The sequence below is a fragment of the Pseudidiomarina xizangensis genome, from assembly GCF_052541995.1.
Window position 1 is genome coordinate 123,279 of the sequence record NZ_JBOBQA010000004.1, and the last position, 18,673, is coordinate 141,951.

Below are 18,673 nucleotides of genomic sequence, written 5' to 3' on the forward strand. Positions count from 1 at the left end.
TACATAAATTTTAGCATTACCTAAGCGCATCCCGAACTTTCTCAGCCATTTCACGAATTCGATAAGGCTTACTCAGCAAGTGCACACCGTCATCCAAACGTCCATGATGAACAATCGCGTTTTCGGTGTATCCGGAAGTAAATAAAACTTTCAACTTCGAATCAATTTGCTGCGCACGTTTCGCCAGCTCTGGGCCATTCATGCCACCAGGCATGATCACATCGGTAAACAAAAGATCGAACTTGTCGCCTTGAGTAAACCATTTAAGAGCCGAGCTGCCGTCCGTAGCTTGACACACTTGATAGCCCAAACTCTCAAGTTGCCGAACTAAATTTTCCCGAACCAGATCATCATCTTCGACCACCAATATACGTTCTGTTCCAGAACTACTGGCTACCTCTATTGGCTCGGCCTTATCTAAAACTTCAGAACTCTCTGCACTTGTTGGGAAATAAAGTTTAACTGAAGTGCCTTCACCTCGCTCGGAATAAATCTTCGCATGACCGCCAGATTGCTTAACGAACCCATAAATCATACTCAAGCCCAAACCGCTACCCTCTCCCATTTCTTTTGTGGTGAAAAATGGTTCGAAAGCGCGTGAAATCACCTCATCATCCATTCCAAATCCCGTGTCCGAAACAGAAACCATAATGTAATTGCCTGGTTTGACATCTTCATTCTCAGAGCTGTATTTGTCATCAAGGCACACATTCTTTGTCTCTATAACAATACTGCCCCCATTCGGCATCGCATCACGGGCATTTATACATAGGTTTAATAAAGATGCTTCCAGCTGATTAGGATCGACCTCGCAAAAAGCTAAATCTGGTGCATGTACCACCTGTAAATCTACTGACTCAATCAAGGTACGGCGCAATAAGTCCTCTATTTCATTCAACAAGGTCGTGACTAATAAGGGCTTGGGTTCGAGAGGTTGGCGGCGAGCAAACGCTAATAACCTATTAGTAAGCTCAGCGCCACGTTCTGCTGCTGATACGGTCATTGCCGCGAGCTTGCATAATTCAGTATTGTCGGCTAACCGCAATTCGAGCAGTTCGGCATTACCGAGAATGACTGTAAGCAAATTATTAAAATCATGTGCAACTCCACCAGTGAGTTGACCAACGGATTCAAGTTTTTGGGACTGCCGTAATCGCTCTTCAAGTTGTTTTCGCTCGGTCAGATTCATCATACTTCCCACCATGCGAGTCGCCTTTCCGTGCGTATCACGCGCAATAAACCCGCGATCCATTACCTGTAGGGGTTTGCCTTTGGCGTGCATAAACCGATATTCCATTTGCCAGCGCGACGCATCACCTTCAATCGCTTTATGAATACTGTCAAGAACAGACTCTAAGTCATCTGGATGGATACGGTTTGACCACGATTCCGGACCAGGTTCCAGGTTATTACGGTCATAACCAAACATTTCCTCAAAACTCTCATTCCAAAACACACGACCACTTCCAAAGTCCCAGTCCCAGATCGCATCATTAGTGGCTTTCGACATTAAATCGAAACGCTCTAAAGCAACCCGGACTTCCTTTTTGACATCCTTTAGGTGGTTGATATCAATTGATGACCCAATCCAACGAGTAATGTTGCCCTTAGCGTCTCGCTCAGGTACTGCTTCCGTTAGGTGCCAAATAAATGTTCCATCCTGTCGTCGTAAGCGGAATTCAACTTCATACTTGTTGCTCGAAGTAATGGCCTCAGTCCATATCGCGACCGTGTGCTCTCGATCATCAGGGTGTAAAATTGCTAACCAATCCACGAGAATTTCTGATTTTTTCTTGCCGGTAAACTCAGCAAGTTTATCTCCTACATAATTCACTTCGCCGGCGGGCGTTGCGGTCCAAATTTGTATCGGCAAACTCTCGCTCATAGATGCGAAATCGCGGCTTTTTTTCAATTTCGTATTGAAATAACCATAAATTGCATACAACAATGCAATCGCGACCACAGCGCCAACACGATTGGCGATAACAAACCACGCACCAAACCCCTCTGGCGCAGGGGGGGAAACAAAATATCCTGCGACAACAAACAAACAAGTTAATAAAGTCGTGATTTTCGCAAAGCTCTTATTCCCACTGACAAGCGCTAACATTACCAATGGCAAATACAAAAATCCGTGCGCAAAGCCCAGCTGAGTGAAAGCATCAAGGACGAACAACCCCACACAAACTAAATACACCGCGCCTTGAAAAACTCGACTCATGACTCAGACTCTCCCCGAAAGAAATTAGGTATGGAATTTCCACTGGCAGTTAAACGCAATAATTCACCCTGCGGATCATCTGTCAGAAAATAAATAGCTCCGTCGCTCGCAACGGTCACTGCGCGCAGACGCTGTTGTTCGGCCAAGATTACTTCGTGCTTCACTTGCCACCCATTTTCACTGGGCATTAGCACCTGCATACGTTTGCCAGCAAGGTGCGTGACTAACAGCGCTCCTTGCCACTCAGGAAATTCTCTACCCTGATAAAGGGCCATATCTGCCGGCGCCAACGACGGTGTCCATTGGTACTCTGGCATAGTGACACCAGGTAGCTCTCGATAAGGCGTCACCATAGCGCCTGTGTAATCAATGCCATAACTGGTTATTGGCCAGCCGTAATTTTTCCCGGCATGTATGCGATTTAGCTCGTCGCCACCACGTGGGCCGTGCTCATGTTGCCAGAGGGTTTCAGTATCGGCATCGTACACTAAGCCCTGACTATTACGATGACCATAGCTATAAATATAACCGTCAGCTTTGTCCGGAAAGGGGTTATCTGCAGCGGCTTCACCGTCGCGCGTCATGCGTACGATTTTGCCGAAGTGATTATCGAGGTTTTGCGCTTGCTCGCGGTAGTCGAAACCGTCACCTAAGGTAAGCAACAAGGTACCATCGGCTAACCAAGCCATGCGCCCGCCGTAATGTGCAGCGCCCTCGCGTAATGACTGAGCAACAAAAATTTGAGTAACTCCGCTAATTTCTAATGGCCTACTCTGACTCAACTGCCCGCGAGCGACACAGGTTGTATTAGCGCTTGCAACGCCGCATGCATAACTAAAAAACAGCTCCCGTGAGGTGGTGAAGTCAGGCGCCAGACTTACCGCAAACAAGCCACTTTGCCCAGAAACGAACAACCCCGGTAACTCGAGCGGAATCTCATCGATAAAGCCCAGCTTGGAAATTAACTTAAATCCACCGCTACGCTCTGTTACTAAAAAACTAAGCGGCTGTTCTGGCAGCTCGACCAAAGACCACGGATGATTCAGATCTCTTGCTATCACCATGATTTCGAGATCATCCCTGCTCTGCGCATTCGCCGTCGACGCAACGACAGCCGCGCAGGCAGCGATACAAGTAAGCAGCACCGTCATTAGGTTAATCATAAAACCGGCTCCGCAAGCTCTTGTGGCGTTGGTCGCCACAATCGGTCAAACAACCAGCCAGCAAAAGCGCCTGTCAGCGCCATGCTCAGTAAACCAGGCCAGGTACGTGTAGCCGCTATTAAGGTCGGCATCGGCGCGAGATTATTTACTACCCAAAAACCAACTAATAAGCCGATAAAACCGCCAAAGGTAAACCACCAGCGCTCAGCATGCTGTTGCCACCGCGCAAGGGCATAAGCAATCGGCAAGGCAAGCACCATCACCGCAGCGATAACTACAGCGAACATCGGCGAAAATCTGATAATATCGTGAATTATCGTAGAAATTCTTGTATCAGAGGAAACTGGAACCGAAAGCTCTGCCAAGGCGGCTAGATTAAATTGCGTCTGAATAATACTGCCCACTATGGCTGCAGCAATCATTGCGATTACAAAAGCAAAAATAATTCTAAGCATAACGCCTCCAGCGGCAACATCAGTCGAACTGAACGGTTAGTCCGTCGTCGTTTGCATTAAATTGTAGACTTGTAATTTCGCCTTTGCCTTCGATATTAACTAGATTTTGTTGCTCTGACCACACTTCTTGCAGAGCACCCTGACGTACTTCTAAACCGTCGATTTTTGCTGGAATGGCTGTTTCTTGATAGACCCAAAAATCCCGACCATCAACTTGATAACCTACACTGGTTAACGGTAGAGCTTCGCCAGTGCTAGTGTTGAGTGAAAACCGTTCCAACACATACACTGCGAATAGCGCTCGAGTTGCTTCATCGGTATGAATATCCGCCTGGTCTTTATTAAATAACTCGCCAACCGCATGTTCTGCATCATGCAAATTAAAGCGATGCATAACTTCAATATTGCCGGTTCGCTCATTAAACAGAATAGTTGTCACTGCAGATTTAAGTTGGTGAGCAGCTAAGCTACCCACCACTAAACAAGCCAACAAACCAACGACTAAGGTTTTAATTTTCATCATCGTTGTTTTCGTCGCTCTCGTCTTTAAGCTTAGTTTTCGCTTCTTGCATCAGATCGCGACTGATGTGGTCCTTATCACGCTTTGACTTATAGGCTTCAATGCGCGATTGAATAATCTGACGTGGATAGTAATTGTTAGCGATATCAACATCTGCAGTTTCCCAGTTTGGATCCACTGCAAAACTCGCCACCTCTTTATCAGTAACAATCAGTTTACTGACATTTTTCGCGTCACGCCGCCAAACCTCGGCAGGAATACGATAATCCTCGGTCGAACCGTCAGCATAGGTCATTTGCAACAAGATCGGCATCACCAAACCACCAACATTAGAGAAGTCGAGAACATAATAGTTCTGATCTTCCGCAATCGCGCGGTCAAACACCCGGCGTTCCCACGGCTCTAGCTTGTCGAGGAATTTCTGGTACGCATTACGTTGCTTGTTAGTGACCGTGAAACGATCGTTTTGGTCGTAAAAATCGGTAACGTCGGAATTTAGCTCGACCCAGGTTTTGCTGCCCGCAGCTTCGTTACGTTGGACAAAGAATGACACCGGCTTGTCCGCTTGTTCCTGACGACGACGCTGCCAATCAATATCAGGATCCTGCGTATCTAGTTGCAACTTAAATACACGATCGATGCTGATGTCGACATGATCGGTGCTGTAAAACCAACCACGCCAGAACCAGTCAAGATCCACGCCTGAAGCTTCTTCCATGGTCCGGAAGAAATCTGCTGGCGTAGGACGCTTAAACATCCAGCGCTGCGCGTATTCACGAAAGGCAAAATCAAACAAATCGCGGCCGAGAATGACTTCACGCAAAATATTCAATGCCGCAGCAGGCTTGGTATAAGCATTCGGACCTAAACGTAAAACGCTATCTGACTGCGTCATGATCGGTACTTGCACCGAAGATTTCATGTAATCCACGATGCTGCGCGGCTCTACACCCCAAGGAACCGATGGATCCCATTCACGCCCGGCAACGCCATCGAGGAAACTGTTCAAACCTTCATCCATCCATGTCCATTGGCGTTCGTCAGAATTCACAATCATAGGGAAATAGATATGGCCAACTTCGTGAATAACTACACCAATCAAAAAGCGTTTTTCGGCAAGCGAATACGTACGCGTACCATCGTCTTGCAATTCAGTGCGTGGTCCGTTGAACGTAATCATCGGATATTCCATACCGCCAACTGGGCCATTTACTGATTGCGCGGTTGGATACGGATAATCAAACGAGAAGCGACTATAAATGTCCATGGTATGAATCACGGCTTCAGTGGAATACTTTTTCCACAGGTCACCACCTTCTTTCGGGAAGAACGACATGGCCATTACTAGCGGTTGCACGTCGCCGCCTTGTTGGTAACCTTTGGCGTCCCACATAAACTTACGTGACGATGCCCAGGCGAAGTCGCGCACGTTCTCCGCAGCGAAACGCCAGACCTTGCGTTCGTCAGTGCCAGCTTCCTCATTTTCAAGAGCCTCTTCTGCAGTCACCACAAAGACTGGACGTTCGGCAGTTTCGGCTTCTTTCAAGCGGCGCTGCTGTTTATCCGTAAGCACTTCCTCAGGATTTTGCAAAACCCCCGTAGCGGAGACGATGTGATCCGCAGGCGCGTCAATGCTGACCTCAAAATCACCGAATTCTTGGGTAAATTCACCACGGCCTAAAAACTCTTTGTTGGTCCAGGCCTCATAATCTGTGAAAGCCGCTACCCGTGGATACCATTGTGCGATAAGGAAGATATCATTGCCGCCTTCACGCGCATCATCAGCGAAATGCTCGTAACCAGAACGCGCGCCAACCGCGTCCTCTTCGACGATATTAAAACCAAAATCGATCGCCAAGGTCGTTTGCGCACCTGGCGCTAGAGGCTCTGGTAAATCAACCCGCATGTTGGTACCGACCACAGTAAAACTCAGCGCTTCGCCGTCGCCATTACCAACCTTATCAATTGCAAAGCCTAATTCGTTGTCCGCCATAAACTGCTGACGACGCAGTTCACCTAAAGAAACTCGAGCAGGCTTATCGATACCGGCTAAATCAGTTTCAGGATGACTACCAAAGGTTGCGCTGCGTTCTGCACGCGAATCGTTGCGGAAAATATTCTGATCCAACTGAATCCAAATATACTTCAAGGTATACGGCGAGTTGTTGTGGTAGGTAATTTCTTCTGATGCATCAAGACGACGTAGTTCTTCATTTAAGCGCACATCGATTTCATAATCAGCACGTTGTTGCCAATACTTTTCACCGGGCTCGCCCGCGGCACTACGATAGACATTTGCTGTCGGAAGCACTTCGTCTAACTGCCGAAACTTATCTTCAAATTCGCCTTTCGTTTGCTTAATGGCGGAAGCGGATACGCTCTGATTCGCGCCAAAACTAACCGCAGCAATGGCTGCGCAAGCAAGCCAAAAACTTGTACGTTGCATAGATTTACTCATTGTTTCAGATGGGATGCGCGGACAGTATCAAACTAGCCATATTTTAACCATTTCATTGGTCGTAAAAAATTTCCATTTATCGCATTCTTTGCTTTACAGTATGCTTAGCGTCAAAAAAGGGAAACAGCTGGTGAGCTCGCTTAACATCGGAAACTTGTCGTTATCATCGTTTCGCTATTTAGCCTTCATCAGTCTGTGGTTACTGGTATGGTGGGCGGCCATGTTGATGGAGTATCAACCCTACATTAGCCTTTGGTACCCACCGGCAGGCTTATCTTTAGCCGCTTTTATTCTCATGGGCCGCCGCGCATTTTTGCCAGTTTTAGCCGCTACCTTAGTCGCCGCATTTTGGATGTACTTAGAACTTAACTCGCCACTACCGTTACTAAAACAAGCGCAAAATGGCTTGCTTTTGGGTGCTGCTCACGCGATTTCTTACGGACTTGGTGGTTTTTATTTTCGTCGCTTAGTGGGTAACTGGCATATTCAGCTTATTCCCCAACGAATCCTATTTTTTCTCGTCGTCATTCTGCTCACCACATTGCTCAGCGCCTGGCTAGGCTTAGTGGCTTTTTTTCTAATCGGCACTATGACTCTTACCGATGTAATGAATAGTTGGCTATCTTGGTGGATCGGCGACCTTGCCGGCGCTCTGGTTTTAACACCCTTTTTCATGTTGCTGCTGAGTCGCCTGTGGCAACTCGACAGCAGCTGGCTAAAACCGCTGAATGTTAAACTTTCAAGCAGACCATTGAGGCAGCAATTGTGGAGCAACAAACTTGCCTTGATGATCGTGCTGGTTGCAGTAGTTTTAATCGCCGATTATGCTTATGGTCATCCAGAAATTCCTTACTTCATCTTCTTTTTGTGTGTGCCACAGCTATGGATGGTCTACACCGAAGCATTGGAACGCGCGATTCTTAGTCTAGCTTTGATCAGCGGGCTGATTGCCGCATGGTTCGGCGCCTTTGGCGTCGACAATCACGCGCTTACCTATCAATTTGCACTCTGTGTGATCGCCGCGAATACTTATTTTGGTCTGGCAGTACCTTCGTTACTTCAACAAAACAAACAACTTGATGAGCAAACCAAAACCGATAATCTGACCCAAGTCTCCACCCGAACTTATTTCCTGGAACGAGCGGAACGACAACTTTTGGGTCGACGCAGCAGCGACTTTCCCATTGCTCTTATGGTGTTTGATTTAGATGAATTTAAGAAAATAAATGACAACTACGGACACTTGGTAGGCGACCAGGCTCTAATTATGGCTGCTCAAAGTATCCGGGCACACATTCGCCAATGTGATTTTATTGGCCGCTTTGGCGGTGATGAATTTTTACTTTTACTGCCCGATCAAAACCTCAAAGAGGCTACTGCTACAGCAGAGCGATTGCGCCAACATCTGCCAGCAATTCCATGCAAAAACAACATGATACAAATCAACGCCAGCTTCGGCATTGTTGAGATACGGCCCGACGAATCACTCAACAGCGCACTACAACGTGCTGACAATGCACTACTCAAAGCGAAGCGCAACGGCCGCAATCAAGTGGTATCATCAGCCTAAGTATTCGTTCATTTTTCGATAGCGGTAGCTAAACCTATGCAAACCACATTACCAACCATTGATATTCTCGTTGCCACCACCTCAGGCAATACCGAATACCTCGCTGATCAACTTAGTGACCAGTTGCAACAACAGGGCTTTACCACCAGATTACACTACGAACCGATCTACGCAGATTTAGTTGAAGCCATTGACGAACAAAGCTACTGGCTTGCCTGTATCGCCAGCCATGGCGCAGGTGAGTACGCCGATAGCATGCTTGATTTTGCCACTGATCTGCATGCCAAAAACCCGCCTCTAGATCCTCTGCGTTATGCCGTAATTGCGGTAGGTGATAGTTGTTATGATACCTATTGCTCTGCCGGCCGGGATTTTGATCATAAATTGACAAAACTCGGTGCGAAACGTCTGATTGAACGTCTTGAAATTGACATGTCTGTGGACGATCCGGAGAAAAAAGCATCTACATGGCTAACTATTTTTACCCGACAGCTGTGAATAATCATTGTATAAGATCCCCTAAAATCTGTAGATATTCACTGTACAAGTCTGTGTATAACTCACCCTGTGCATAAGTGTCTTAGTTATCCACCGGTTGATCAGAACAAGGGTCATGCTCTGAACACATCTTTACAGATCGTTGTGATCCTTTGTCCTGTTGCTCTACAAACGCTTATCCACAGATTTTCTCGCCCTAGTAGTAATAGTAATAAGAAGATCAAAAGAAAAGATCTTTAACTACTATTAAGATCTTTAAACCCTACTCGCACAAAATTTAACCGTTTAGATCCAAGCAAAAAACGGTTAAACTGTTGGGCTACATTTTTCTAGGACTACGTTTATGTCAGACACCTCAAACTACCATCAGCACTATGACGTTATCGTCATTGGTGGTGGGCATGCTGGTACCGAAGCAGCCCTTGCTGCAGCGCGTATAGGCTGTCAAACCCTCCTGTTGACGCATAACATCGAAACACTAGGACAAATGTCATGTAATCCCGCTATTGGCGGCATTGGTAAAGGTCATTTAGTCAAAGAAATTGATGCTCTTGGCGGTGCTATGGCACATGCAGCAGATCGATCAGGTATCCAATTTCGCACGCTAAATTCATCCAAGGGTCCTGCAGTCCGAGCCACCCGTGCACAAGCTGATCGTGAGCTTTACAAAGCTGCCATTCGCAGCACTTTGGAAAATCAGAAAAATCTGAGTTTATTTCAACAAGCATGTGACGATCTGATCGTTGAAAATGATCGCGTTGTTGGTGTTGTGACCCAGATGGGATTGAAGTTTTCAGCTAAGACCGTAGTTCTAACCGTAGGAACATTTCTTGGTGGTCAGATCCATATCGGCTTAGAGAACTATCAAGGTGGACGTGCAGGCGATCCACCAGCTAACGCATTAGCCAAACGCTTACGTGAACTGCCATTACGCGTAGACCGACTTAAAACTGGCACACCGCCGCGCATTGATGCAAAAACCATCGATTTTTCAGTCATGCAAGAACAACCTGGCGATAACCCAACACCGTTATTTTCGTTCATGGGTAAAGCGGAAGATCATCCGCAACAAATCAGTTGTTACATCACCCATACCAATGATCAGACCCATGATGTCATCCGTGGCGGGTTGGATCGTTCACCCATGTATTCCGGTGTTATCGAAGGCGTTGGCCCCCGCTATTGCCCATCGATCGAAGACAAAGTTATGCGTTTCGCCGACAAAAACTCACATCAAATTTTTGTTGAGCCTGAAGGTTTAAATACCCATGAGGTGTACCCAAACGGCATTTCTACCAGTTTACCTTTTGATGTTCAGGTGCAATTAGTGCGTTCCATCAAAGGCTTTGAAAACGCGCATATTACTCGCCCTGGCTATGCCATAGAATATGACTATTTCGATCCGCGCGATTTGCAACAAACGCTGGAAACCAAATACATTCACGGGTTGTTCTTTGCTGGTCAAATTAACGGCACCACCGGTTATGAAGAAGCCGGCGCCCAAGGGCTGGTTGCCGGTTTAAATGCAGCGTTACAAGCACAAGGTAAAGATGGTTGGGCACCACGTCGCGACAACTCCTACATGGGGGTGTTGATTGATGATCTATCAACCTTGGGTACCAAAGAACCCTATCGCATGTTTACCTCACGCGCTGAATATCGTTTGTTGTTGCGCGAAGACAATGCCGATATGAGGCTCACCGAAAAAGGTCGTGAACTTGGTTTAGTTGACGATGCACGCTGGGCCCGTTTTAACGAAAAAATGGAAGCTATAGCCCAAGAGCAGCAACGTTTACGAAGTACTTGGATCCACAAAGATCATCCAGCTGTGGATGCGGTGAACAAATTAGTGAAAACACCGATCACTAAAGAAGTTAGTGGTGAGGATTTATTACGCCGTCCAGAAATTACTTACAACGCTATGATGGCGATCCCTGAGTTAGGACCTGCTCTGTCCGACAGCCAAGCCGCAGAACAAGTTGAAATTCAGACCAAATATGCCGGCTATATTGAGCGGCAAAAAGATGAAATAGCCAAGCAGTTAAGACACGAGAACACCCGTCTGCCGCTTGGTTTTGACTATGCCGGGATTAAGGGCTTATCCAACGAAGTGATTGCCAAATTAAACGAACATCAACCTGAAACCGTCGGTAAAGCAGCACGTATTTCTGGTGTGACACCGGCGGCAATATCGATGCTACTAGTGCATTTGAAAAAACAAGGATTGCTGCGCAAAAGCGCTTGATCATCATGCGAACGAAACTTAATGGATTTTTAACGGCAGCAGGGCTCGACATTCCCACTGCGCAACAACAACAACTGCTGCGCTTGGTTGAATTGCTGAATAAATGGAATAAAGCCTACAATTTGACATCAGTGCGTGATCCAGAGCAAATGCTCAGTCGCCATATTGTCGATAGTTTGGTAGTGTTACCGTTCCTCTCAGGTCATCGCTTTATTGACGTGGGTACCGGTCCTGGCTTGCCAGGCCTACCGTTAGCCATTGTGCAGCCTGATAAAGAGTTTGTATTGCTTGATAGCCTGGGCAAGCGGATACGCTTTATCCGCCAGGTGTGCCATGAACTTGGCATCAACAATGTAAATGCTGTGCAAAGTCGAGTGGAAGACTATAAACCAGAAACTAAATTTGATGGTGTCATCAGTAGAGCCTTTGCCTCGCTTAGTGATATGCTCACTTGGTGTCAGCACTTGCCGCGCCCCGATGGACGCTTTTATGCGTTGAAGGGGGTTTATCCGCAGGCCGAAATAGACAGTTTACCGCCGGCGTATCAGGTCGATGAAGTGACTGAACTAAAGGTTCCTGGCGTTGATGCAGAACGGCATTTGGTTATCATCTCAACAAGAGGTTAGCTTCACGTGGGTAGAATAATTGCCATTGCAAATCAAAAAGGTGGGGTCGGTAAAACCACGACCGCAGTGAATTTGGCTGCGTCAATGGCCGCAACTCGGCGTAAAGTTTTGCTTGTCGACCTGGATCCGCAAGGTAATGCGACCATGGGTAGTGGTATCGATAAATACGATGTTGAAAATACTGCCTACGAATTATTAGTGGATCAAAAACCAGCGCAAGAAGTGATAGTCACTGAAACCAATGGCAAGTATCACTTGGTTGCCGCGAATGGCGATGTTACCGCCGCAGATATCAAATTAATGGAAGCCTTCGCGCGTGAGCAACGCTTAGCGAATGCTTTACAACCGGTGCGTGATAATTACGACTATATTTTCATCGATTGCCCGCCGTCGCTGAGCATGTTGACGGTGAATGCTATGGCTGCGGCTGATTCAGTATTAGTGCCAATGCAGTGTGAGTATTACGCGCTAGAAGGCTTAACAGCGCTAATGGATACCATTGAGCGCCTGGCAGAAGCGGTGAACCCTAAATTAGCGATTGAAGGGATTCTACGCACCATGTACGACCCGCGTAATCGCCTTGCTAACGATGTATCCGAGCAACTGAAAGCGCATTTTGGTAGTAAAGTTTATCGAACCGTGATTCCCCGCAATGTGCGATTAGCGGAAGCACCAAGTTTTGGCGCACCTGCCATGTACTACGACAAGTCATCTACAGGTGCCAAAGCTTATCTGTCTCTAGCTGGCGAGCTGATTCGTCGTGCAGAACAACAAAAAAAAGCCGAAACAGCGGCTGAAGCCTGAGGAACCTACGCTTTATGTCTGTCAAGAAACGAGGACTAGGACGCGGTTTAGATGCGTTACTGACAACCAGTAAAAATGCCCGTGATCATGAGCAGCCGGAGACTGAACCGGCGCCAGATTTAACCAAAGGTGAATTACAAAAATTACCGATTGAATTTTTGCAGCCGGGTAAATATCAGCCACGTAAAGACATGTCTCCAGAAGCTCTCGAAGATCTTGCCGCGTCAGTTAAAGCACAAGGTATTATTCAGCCGATTGTGGTGCGCCAGGTCGATACCGATAGGTTCGAAATTATTGCCGGTGAACGGCGTTGGCGCGCCGCACAGATGGCACGCCTTAGTGAAGTTCCCTGTTTGATTAAACAGGTTCCCGATGAAGCAGCCGTTGCCATAGCGTTGATCGAAAACATCCAACGCGAAGATTTAAATTCAATGGAAGAAGCCACTGCGTTACAACGCTTGTTGGATGAATTTCAATTGACCCACCAGGAAGTGGCTGACGCCGTAGGTAAATCACGCGCCACTGTCACTAACTTACTACGGCTTAATAATCTTGAGTTCGAGTCAAAGACATTATTAGAACGCGGCGATATAGAGCTTGGTCACGCTAAATTATTATTAGCCTTACAAGGTGAACAGCAAAGCGAAATAGCCCGCACCATAGCTGCGAAAGCCATGACGGTCCGTGAAGCTGAAAAATTAGTACGCAACGCTTTAGAGCCAAAAAAAGCGGCTGCGCCAAAAGAGCCGGATGCTGATATTCAACGTCTTGAGCAACGTCTCAGTGAACGTTTAGGCGCTGCTGTAGCTATTAATCATGGCCGCAAAGGTAAAGGAAAAGTGGTGATTAATTACAGCAGCTTAGATGAGCTTGATGGAATTCTCACCCATTTCCAGCTCAGCGATGAGGCGTAAACAGCTTGTGATTAGTTGCAATTTGTTTGCAATTAGGACTCAAATCTTTATACTATCGCGGGCTTTTTACCGAGGTGTTTAGCCTGTGAGTGATACGTTAACGCAAACCGGAAAACAACTTGCAGTCAGGTTACTGCGAGCTCAGGCAGGAGCTCTATTTTTATTAGCCTGCACGTTTTCATTGGCGACATCGTATGAATATTTTTGGGGTGTTGTTGGCGGCGGAGTCGTCGTAATAATTCCAACAGCACTTTTCGCTTGGCGCGCTTTTGCCGAAGGTGGCGCGCGCTCGGCACAACAGATCGTCAGTAATTTTTTTGCCGGTGAGGCGTTGAAGATTGGCCTCACCGTGGTCCTGCTAGTGGCATTATTGATGTTGACTTCGCTCCCGCTTGTTGCGGTTTGTAGCGGCTACATCACAGTGTTACTGGTGCAGTGGCTGGCACCGATTTTGTTTTTAAAATCAACTTAAAATTGTGGGAATTAAGATGGCTGCAGAAGAGTTAACGCTCCAAAGTCACATTCAGCACCACTTAACTAACGCCAAGATGTGTAATACCGAAAATGGTATTGCCTTCAATAAAGCGTGTAGTGAAGCAGGGTTCTGGACGTGGCATATTGACACACTCGCCTGGTCGATCGGATTAGGCATCCTGTTCTTAATTATTTTCCGTAGCGCAGCGAAAAAAGCACATACCGGCGTGCCTGGTAAGTTTCAGTGCTTTATCGAAATGATCGTTGAATTCGTTTCTGATAACGTGCGCGACACTTTCCATGGTAAGAGCAAGCTCATTGCCCCACTGGCGTTGACGATCTTCGTCTGGGTGTTCCTGATGAACGTGATGGACCTTGTGCCAGTTGACTTTTTGCCGGCGTTGGCAGGCTGGACGGGTGAAACCGTTTTCGGCGTCCCCTCACAGGATGTTTACATGAAAGTGGTGCCAACTACTGATATCAACATGACGGCAGCATTGGCAATCGGCGTATTCCTACTAATGATTGGCTACGGCATCCGGATGAAAGGCATGCTTGGCTTTATTAAAGAGCTGACGCTGCATCCATTTAATTCAAGCAACATTTGGGTACAGATTATTCTGATTCCATTTAACCTGTTGCTCGAGACGATTGCGCTGGTCGCGAAGCCGTTTTCACTGGCGTTACGTTTGTTCGGTAACCTTTATGCCGGTGAGTTGATCTTCATCCTGATTGGTGCGATTGGCTTAATGCAGCTGCCGTTACACTTTGTGTGGGCGGTGTTCCACATATTGGTTATCGTGCTGCAAGCGTTCGTGTTCATGATGCTGACCATTGTTTACTTGAGTATGGCCAGCTCTGAGAGTCACTAGTTTAGTACTAACTTTTTAATTTAACTTTAACTTCAACCTTTGAAATATCGGAGAAAACAATGGAACTAATGTTAGGTCTTAAGTATATCGCTGTAGCACTATTGATCGGTTTCGGTGCCATCGGTACTGCAATAGGTTTCGGTAACATGGGTGGTAAATTCCTGGAAGCGTGTGCACGTCAGCCAGAATTAGCGCCTTCGCTGCAAGTTAAAATGTTCATCTTGGCGGGTCTGATCGATGCGGTAGCAATGATCGGTGTTGGTATCGCCATGGTTCTGTTGTTCGTTCTGTAAGACTCGATTAACTTTCTCGAACAACTGAACGAATAGGAGGGTGGGTCTATGAGTTTAAACATGACCCTGATTGGTGAATTAATCGCGTTTATTGTCTTCGTGCTGTTTTGCATGAAGTTTGTTTGGCCGCCGCTGAACAATGCGATTGAAGCTCGTCAGAGAAAAATTGCCGATGGCCTCGCAGCCGGTGAAAAAGCTGAGAAAAGTCTTGAAGAAGCGCAAGCGAAAGTTGCTGACGAACTGAAAGACGCGAAAGCGCAAGCTGCAGAGATTATCGCCCAAGCGAAAAAACGTGCGGACGAAACCATCGACGACGGCAAACAGCGTGGTGAGCAAGAGCGGGAAAAAATCGTTGCTGCTGGCCATTCTGAAGTCGAAGCAGAGCGCAACCGCTTACGCGAAGAATTGCGCAAGCAAGTGGCTGTATTGGCTGTTGCTGGTGCAAGTAAAATCATCGAGCGTGAAATTGATAAAGACGCTCACAGTGACATCGTTGAAAAACTTGTCGCTGAACTCTAACCAAAGGGGTTTGTGCAAATGTCAGAATTGACTACGGTTGCTCGCCCCTATGCAAAAGCAGCTTTTGATTTTGCACTAGAGAAGAGCGCTATTGAAAAATGGCACGACATGATCGCTTTCGCAGCAGCTGTTGCGAACGACGACCAAATGGCCACGTTTTTGGGTAGCGCTGAAACGCTAGAGAAGAAAGTAGACGTTTTCATTAACGTATGCGGCGAACAACTGGACGAAAGTGGCCAGAACTTCGTACGCCTTATGGCCGAAAATGGCCGCTTGAAAGCACTTTCTGCTGTAGAAAAACACTACAGTGACCTCCGTTCAGAACATGAGCAGGAAGTTACGGTCGATGTGACCTCAGCGGTCAAATTGACGAAGAAGCAGCAGGACAATCTAGCGCAAGCGTTGGAGAAACGTTTTTCACGCAAAGTTAAGCTGAATTGCAGTGTCGATACAGCGATTGTTAGCGGCTTATACATTAAAGCTGGTGACACCGTGATTGACGGTACTGTGCGAGGTAAGCTGGAACGGCTTGCCCATGCACTGCAATCCTAATTGGGGACTTGAGCATGCAACTGAATTCAAATGAAATCGCAGAACTGATCAAAAAACGAATTGAACAGTTCGAAGTGGTCAGTGAAGCTCGTAACGAAGGTACTATCGTTTCGGTAAAAGACGGTATTATCCGCGTTCATGGCCTTGCAGACTGTATGCAAGGTGAGATGATTGAGCTTCCTGGCAATCGTTATGCAATCGCGTTGAACCTGGAACGTGATTCTGTCGGCGCCGTTGTTATGGGTCCGTACGCGGATCTGCAAGAAGGCGTTAAAGTAAAATCAACCGGCCGTATTTTGGAAGTTCCAGTAGGTCGCAACCTATTGGGCCGCGTAGTGAACACTTTGGGTGCTCCTATCGACGGTAAAGGTCCAATTGAAGCTGACGGTTATGAACCTGTTGAAAAAATCGCACCTGGTGTAATCGAACGCCAATCGGTTGATCAGCCAGTGCAAACTGGTTACAAATCTATCGATGCGATGATTCCAATCGGTCGTGGCCAGCGCGAGTTGGTGATCGGTGACCGTCAAACAGGTAAAACTGCATTGGCTGTGGATGCCATCATCAACCAGAAAAACTCTGGTATTAAGTGTGTGTACGTAGCTATCGGTCAGAAAGCATCGACCATCGCTTCAGTAGTACGCAAACTTGAAGAGCATGGCGCATTAGAGAACACCATTATTGTTGCAGCATCTGCGTCTGAATCAGCAGCGTTGCAATACTTGGCAGCCTACTCCGGTTGTACCATGGGTGAATACTTCCGTGACCGCGGTGAAGACGCGTTGATCGTATACGATGATTTGTCGAAGCAAGCAGTTGCTTACCGTCAAATTTCATTGTTGCTACGTCGTCCGCCAGGTCGTGAAGCTTACCCAGGTGACGTGTTTTACTTGCACTCACGCTTACTTGAGCGTGCAGCGCGAGTTAATGCTGACTACGTTGAAAAATTCACCAACGGTGAAGTGAAAGGCAAAACCGGTTCATTGACCGCGTTGCCAATCATCGAAACCCAAGCCGGTGACGTTTCTGCCTTTGTACCTACCAACGTGATTTCAATCACCGACGGTCAGATCTTCTTAGAAACTGACTTGTTCAACGCTGGTATCCGCCCTGCTGTTAACGCTGGTATCTCGGTATCACGTGTAGGTGGTGCGGCACAGACCAAGATCATTAAGAAACTTGGTGGTGGTATTCGTTTGGCATTGGCGCAGTATCGTGAACTTGCCGCGTTCGCGCAGTTTGCTTCGGATCTTGATGAAGCAACGCGTTCGCAGTTGGAGCACGGTCAGCGTGTTACCGAATTAATGAAACAGAACCAATATGAGCCAATGAGCGTTGCAGATATGGCAGTGTCCATATTCTCGGCTGAAAAAGGCTACCTCAAAGATGTGGCGCAGGACAAAATCCTCGACTTTGAAAGTGCGTTAATTTCGTACATGAAGAGCGAGTACGCCGATCTGATGGCTGATATTGATAAAACTGGCAACTATAACGACGACATCGAAGCTAAGCTGCACGAAGGCCTGAAAACCTTCAAGAAGACGCAGTCTTGGTAAGCAACGGGGCCACTTCACAATAGTGGCCACACGTCGTTGAGTTAACAGGAGATTATCATGGCCAGCGGTAAAGAGATAAAAACCAAGATCGGGAGTATTAACAATACTCAGAAGATCACCAGCGCGATGGAGATGGTTGCTGCGTCCAAAATGAAAAAGGCGCAGGAACGCATGGCTTCAAGCCGTCCTTATGCGGACAGCATTCGCAAGGTGATCGGCCATGTTGCCCATGCCAACCTCGAGTACAAGCATCCGTTCTTAGAAGAACGTGAAGCGAAGCGAGTTGGCTATATCGTCATTTCAACCGACCGTGGTTTGTGTGGCGGCTTGAACACCAATGAATTTAAAGCGGTGGTTAAACACGCACAAGCACTACAAGAAAGCGGTGTTGAGGTTGATTTTGCGGCGATAGGCAGCAAGGCAACGAGTTTCTTTAAACGCTTTGGAGGCCGTTTACTGGCGCAAACATCAGGTCTTGGTGATAAGCCAAGCGTGAAAGATGTGCTCGGAACCGTGCAAGTGATGCTCGATGCTTTCGATGAAGGCAAAATCGATCGCTTGTTCCTGGTGTACAACAAATTTGTTAACACCATGACGCAAGAGCCAACGATAGCGCAAATGCTGCCGTTGCCGAAAGCGGACGACGACGAGCGTGATCGCGTGCAATCAGGTAGCTGGGACTACTTGTATGAACCTGAGCCACAATCCATTCTCGATATGCTGATTCGTCGTTTCGTCGAATCAACGGTTTACCAGGGTGTGGTTGATAATATCGCGAGTGAACAGGCTGCGCGGATGGTGGCAATGAAAGCCGCTACCGACAACGCCGAAGACCTCATCGATCAGTTGCAGTTGGTGTACAACAAAGCACGCCAGGCAGCGATTACGCAGGAAATTTCGGAAATTGTATCGGGCGCCGAAGCTGTTTAAGGC

The 18,673-nt window shown here is 47.2% G+C and carries 18 protein-coding genes; 13 read left to right on the plus strand and 5 right to left on the minus strand.

Annotation, left to right across the window (positions count from 1 at the left end; all coding sequences use genetic code 11):
• Window positions 1-16: 16 nt before the first annotated feature.
• From ACQ5ES_RS10010 to ACQ5ES_RS10030, 5 genes are all read right to left on the minus strand, one after another.
• The gene (locus tag ACQ5ES_RS10010) at window positions 17-2,110 is read right to left on the minus strand and encodes a hybrid sensor histidine kinase/response regulator (protein WP_445016410.1); all 2,094 of its coding nucleotides are present in this window, start codon (window positions 2,108-2,110) and stop codon (window positions 17-19) included.
• A gap of 107 nt (window positions 2,111-2,217) precedes the next feature.
• Window positions 2,218-3,384 carry a PQQ-dependent sugar dehydrogenase gene (locus ACQ5ES_RS10015; RefSeq protein WP_445016412.1) on the minus strand — a complete coding sequence of 389 codons (1,167 nt, stop codon included), beginning with the start codon at window positions 3,382-3,384 and terminating at the stop codon, window positions 2,218-2,220.
• Window positions 3,381-3,839 carry a hypothetical protein gene (locus ACQ5ES_RS10020; protein ID WP_445016414.1) on the minus strand — a complete coding sequence of 153 codons (459 nt, stop codon included), beginning with the start codon at window positions 3,837-3,839 and terminating at the stop codon, window positions 3,381-3,383. The genes ACQ5ES_RS10015 and ACQ5ES_RS10020 overlap by 4 nt, the downstream gene beginning before the upstream one ends.
• Before the next feature lie 19 nt (window positions 3,840-3,858).
• Window positions 3,859-4,362 carry a DUF6702 family protein gene (locus tag ACQ5ES_RS10025; RefSeq protein ID WP_445016416.1) on the minus strand — a complete coding sequence of 168 codons (504 nt, stop codon included), beginning with the start codon at window positions 4,360-4,362 and terminating at the stop codon, window positions 3,859-3,861.
• Window positions 4,349-6,805: a M1 family metallopeptidase gene (locus ACQ5ES_RS10030; protein ID WP_445016418.1), complete on the minus strand. Its 2,457-nt coding sequence runs from the start codon at window positions 6,803-6,805 to the stop codon at window positions 4,349-4,351. Before ACQ5ES_RS10030 ends, ACQ5ES_RS10025 begins: the two co-directional genes overlap by 14 nt.
• A gap of 142 nt (window positions 6,806-6,947) precedes the next feature.
• Here ACQ5ES_RS10030 and ACQ5ES_RS10035 point away from each other — a divergent pair, with 142 nt between their 5' ends.
• The 13 genes from ACQ5ES_RS10035 to atpG all read left to right on the plus strand — a co-directional run bounded on the left by ACQ5ES_RS10035 (window position 6,948) and on the right by atpG (window position 18,670).
• Window positions 6,948-8,387, plus strand: a complete 1,440-nt coding sequence (locus ACQ5ES_RS10035; RefSeq protein WP_445016420.1) for a GGDEF domain-containing protein — start codon at window positions 6,948-6,950, stop codon at window positions 8,385-8,387.
• A 36-nt stretch (window positions 8,388-8,423) separates the two neighbouring features.
• Complete coding sequence (locus ACQ5ES_RS10040) at window positions 8,424-8,885, plus strand: flavodoxin domain-containing protein (RefSeq protein ID WP_445016422.1); 462 nt, start codon at window positions 8,424-8,426, stop codon at window positions 8,883-8,885.
• 343 nt (window positions 8,886-9,228) lie between these two features.
• Complete coding sequence (gene mnmG, locus ACQ5ES_RS10045) at window positions 9,229-11,130, plus strand: tRNA uridine-5-carboxymethylaminomethyl(34) synthesis enzyme MnmG (RefSeq protein ID WP_445016424.1); 1,902 nt, start codon at window positions 9,229-9,231, stop codon at window positions 11,128-11,130.
• Between the two features lie 5 nt (window positions 11,131-11,135).
• A complete protein-coding gene (rsmG, locus tag ACQ5ES_RS10050; RefSeq protein WP_445016426.1) occupies window positions 11,136-11,756 on the plus strand; it encodes a 16S rRNA (guanine(527)-N(7))-methyltransferase RsmG in 621 nt (206 codons plus the stop codon).
• A 6-nt stretch (window positions 11,757-11,762) separates the two neighbouring features.
• Window positions 11,763-12,560 (plus strand): ParA family protein, encoded by a 798-nt coding sequence (locus ACQ5ES_RS10055; protein WP_445016428.1) that lies wholly within the window; start codon window positions 11,763-11,765, stop codon window positions 12,558-12,560.
• Window positions 12,561-12,574: 14 nt separating this feature from the next.
• A complete protein-coding gene (locus ACQ5ES_RS10060) occupies window positions 12,575-13,474 on the plus strand; it encodes a ParB/RepB/Spo0J family partition protein (RefSeq protein WP_445016430.1) in 900 nt (299 codons plus the stop codon).
• 85 nt (window positions 13,475-13,559) lie between these two features.
• Entirely contained in the window at window positions 13,560-13,946 is a 387-nt protein-coding gene (locus ACQ5ES_RS10065; protein WP_445016432.1) for an ATP synthase subunit I, read from the plus strand.
• A gap of 16 nt (window positions 13,947-13,962) precedes the next feature.
• On the plus strand, window positions 13,963-14,820 hold the full coding sequence (gene atpB, locus ACQ5ES_RS10070; RefSeq protein WP_445016434.1) for a F0F1 ATP synthase subunit A: 858 nt from the start codon (window positions 13,963-13,965) through the stop codon (window positions 14,818-14,820).
• A gap of 59 nt (window positions 14,821-14,879) precedes the next feature.
• Window positions 14,880-15,113, plus strand: a complete 234-nt coding sequence (atpE, locus tag ACQ5ES_RS10075) for a F0F1 ATP synthase subunit C (RefSeq protein ID WP_126762993.1) — start codon at window positions 14,880-14,882, stop codon at window positions 15,111-15,113.
• A 48-nt stretch (window positions 15,114-15,161) separates the two neighbouring features.
• Complete coding sequence (gene atpF / locus ACQ5ES_RS10080) at window positions 15,162-15,632, plus strand: F0F1 ATP synthase subunit B (RefSeq protein WP_445016436.1); 471 nt, start codon at window positions 15,162-15,164, stop codon at window positions 15,630-15,632.
• A gap of 18 nt (window positions 15,633-15,650) precedes the next feature.
• The gene (gene atpH / locus ACQ5ES_RS10085) at window positions 15,651-16,184 is read left to right on the plus strand and encodes a F0F1 ATP synthase subunit delta (protein WP_445016438.1); all 534 of its coding nucleotides are present in this window, start codon (window positions 15,651-15,653) and stop codon (window positions 16,182-16,184) included.
• Window positions 16,185-16,198: 14 nt separating this feature from the next.
• Window positions 16,199-17,740 carry a F0F1 ATP synthase subunit alpha gene (gene atpA / locus ACQ5ES_RS10090; protein WP_445016440.1) on the plus strand — a complete coding sequence of 514 codons (1,542 nt, stop codon included), beginning with the start codon at window positions 16,199-16,201 and terminating at the stop codon, window positions 17,738-17,740.
• A gap of 57 nt (window positions 17,741-17,797) precedes the next feature.
• Entirely contained in the window at window positions 17,798-18,670 is an 873-nt protein-coding gene (gene atpG / locus ACQ5ES_RS10095) for a F0F1 ATP synthase subunit gamma (protein WP_445016442.1), read from the plus strand.
• The last annotated feature ends 3 nt before the right edge of the window (window positions 18,671-18,673 follow it).

Coding starts and splice junctions, on each gene's coding strand:
- ACQ5ES_RS10010 (WP_445016410.1), bottom strand. CDS start 2,110: ATGTTAGCGCTTGTCAGTGGGAATAAGAGCTTTGCGAAAATCACGACT.
- ACQ5ES_RS10015 (WP_445016412.1), bottom strand. CDS start 3,384: ATGATTAACCTAATGACGGTGCTGCTTACTTGTATCGCTGCCTGCGCG.
- ACQ5ES_RS10020 (WP_445016414.1), bottom strand. CDS start 3,839: ATGCTTAGAATTATTTTTGCTTTTGTAATCGCAATGATTGCTGCAGCC.
- ACQ5ES_RS10025 (WP_445016416.1), bottom strand. CDS start 4,362: ATGATGAAAATTAAAACCTTAGTCGTTGGTTTGTTGGCTTGTTTAGTG.
- ACQ5ES_RS10030 (WP_445016418.1), bottom strand. CDS start 6,805: ATGCAACGTACAAGTTTTTGGCTTGCTTGCGCAGCCATTGCTGCGGTT.
- ACQ5ES_RS10040 (WP_445016422.1), top strand. CDS start 8,424: ATGCAAACCACATTACCAACCATTGATATTCTCGTTGCCACCACCTCA.
- mnmG (WP_445016424.1), top strand. CDS start 9,229: ATGTCAGACACCTCAAACTACCATCAGCACTATGACGTTATCGTCATT.
- rsmG (WP_445016426.1), top strand. CDS start 11,136: ATGCGAACGAAACTTAATGGATTTTTAACGGCAGCAGGGCTCGACATT.
- ACQ5ES_RS10060 (WP_445016430.1), top strand. CDS start 12,575: ATGTCTGTCAAGAAACGAGGACTAGGACGCGGTTTAGATGCGTTACTG.
- atpB (WP_445016434.1), top strand. CDS start 13,963: ATGGCTGCAGAAGAGTTAACGCTCCAAAGTCACATTCAGCACCACTTA.
- atpE (WP_126762993.1), top strand. CDS start 14,880: ATGGAACTAATGTTAGGTCTTAAGTATATCGCTGTAGCACTATTGATC.
- atpF (WP_445016436.1), top strand. CDS start 15,162: ATGAGTTTAAACATGACCCTGATTGGTGAATTAATCGCGTTTATTGTC.
- atpH (WP_445016438.1), top strand. CDS start 15,651: ATGTCAGAATTGACTACGGTTGCTCGCCCCTATGCAAAAGCAGCTTTT.
- atpA (WP_445016440.1), top strand. CDS start 16,199: ATGCAACTGAATTCAAATGAAATCGCAGAACTGATCAAAAAACGAATT.
- atpG (WP_445016442.1), top strand. CDS start 17,798: ATGGCCAGCGGTAAAGAGATAAAAACCAAGATCGGGAGTATTAACAAT.